Genomic DNA, 1,747 nt, shown 5'->3' on the forward strand with positions numbered 1-1,747 from the left:
GCGGCCAATAAACTGAGTGACTGGCTTGTCTTTTTGCACATCGGCAAAGCTCACCACAGCCGAGCGCTCGGTCACCAACTGGCCCCTGGCATCGTACTCATAATCGGTGTCGTGACTGGCCACCTCTACCGAGGCTTGGCGCCACGCCGTGTAACGGGCAATGTCCACTTGACCCTGCGCGCGGTCAATGGCGGACTTGGCTTGGTATTGGGCGCGATAGGCTTGATTGAGCGAGGCATTCACCTCGGCGTGCAAGTCAATGGCGCTGCCAAGTCTTTCCCCGGCCTGATTAAGCGACTGCGCCGTGCCCCTTAGTGACTGATGAGCCTTAGCAAATTGCGTGCTGGCTTGATTGAGTGTGGTGCGCGCGGCCAAAAGCTCAGAGGCCACGCGGGCTTTATCGGTTTGAGCGGTGCTCAGGTGCGTGCTCGCTTGAGACAATAATTGCTCGGCGGCTTCACGCTCGGCCTTGGCGCTTGACAGGCTCGCCTTGGCGCGGTCCATGGCTTGATTGGCGGAGGTAAGCTGAGTATTGGCCTTCGCCACATTGGAGCGCGCCGAATTTAGGGCTTGCTGGGCTTGTGTTTTGGCTTGCTCTGCACTTGTGACCTTTTGCTGCGCGCTTTCAATTAAGCTCGTCAGTGCCGCTTTTTCTGCCTTTGCGCTGCGCAGAGCAGATTCTGCCTTGATTCTTACTTGTATCCGATTTTGGTGGTCCTGCTTTAACGTATTTCTAGTGATTAATGCATTTTTCCATGTGGTTAACTCATTAATTGCGTGATTAGCAACCGCAGAAAAGTGCGCGTGAATTCTATTAGATTCCCTCCAGTTTGTACTGTACCTCGTAACCCAACGACCACTGCTGCTTCCTCTATTTCTCCTATCTCTTGCGCTATCTCCTTTACCTCTAAAACTTATCGAGCGTTTACGTCTATCACGCTTATCGCGCCGGTCTCTTCCATTGTCTCTCCTACCTCTAGGCCTTTCTTGCCTTACATCAAAAATAGTAAGTAATTTTCGGCTTGCAGCGTGACTCTGAACTTCTCTCATCAAGCTTATATAGCGATCCACAACAGGTGTATTAAGCACATGGGGGCGAGCAAAGGCTTGGAAATGGCTTACCGCATTGGCTGAGGAGAATCCGTATTTTGAGGTAAGATTCTGAGGAGGAATCTTCATCCTCAAAGCTTTTCCTGGCACAATATTACCGGCGCCACCCTGCATAAGGTTGAGCACCCCATAGGTATGGTTAAAGTTAACCCTATAACCTTTGTAACTAGCTGCTTGATTTGCCGCAGCGGCTTCCAGCGCTTTGGCCTGTTGCAGAGCTTGCTCGGCTTGCTCGACTTTTAACTTTGCCGCCTTTTCATCTTGTTTATGCTTAGCCAAGACTTCTTTACGGCTGGTCAGCAAACCATTAGCACTGACTAACCGCTCGGAAGCGTCTTTTTCACTGACTTTGGCCGCATCCAGCTTTGCTTGCCATTGCTGGGCTTGCGCCTGCTGGGTACGCAGCGCGGCGCTAGCGGTATTTTCAGCCGCTTGTTTGCCTGATAATGACTGCCAAGCGCTATCAAGATTGCGTTGACGAGCTTTAACCTCAGTGGTGTGCTCAGCCAGCGACACTTGCAACGCATCGTAAGCCTCACGCTGGGCATTAAGCGCGTCAAACTGCGCCTGCATGCCTGCCGATAGGGTTTCTAATTCAGCGCGCAGCGCGGTCACCTTGGCTTGGTTGGCCGCCACG

General features: G+C 52.5%; 1 protein-coding gene. It reads right to left on the reverse strand.

Annotated features, from left to right (window positions below; all coding sequences use genetic code 11):
- Nucleotides 1-1,747, reverse strand: a 1,747-nt coding sequence (locus MHN79_RS20720; RefSeq protein WP_239174878.1) for a hypothetical protein, incomplete at both ends; no start/stop codon positions are given.

The organism is Vibrio sp. Of14-4 (assembly GCF_022347625.1).
Taxonomy (GTDB): domain Bacteria; phylum Pseudomonadota; class Gammaproteobacteria; order Enterobacterales; family Vibrionaceae; genus Vibrio; species Vibrio pristinus.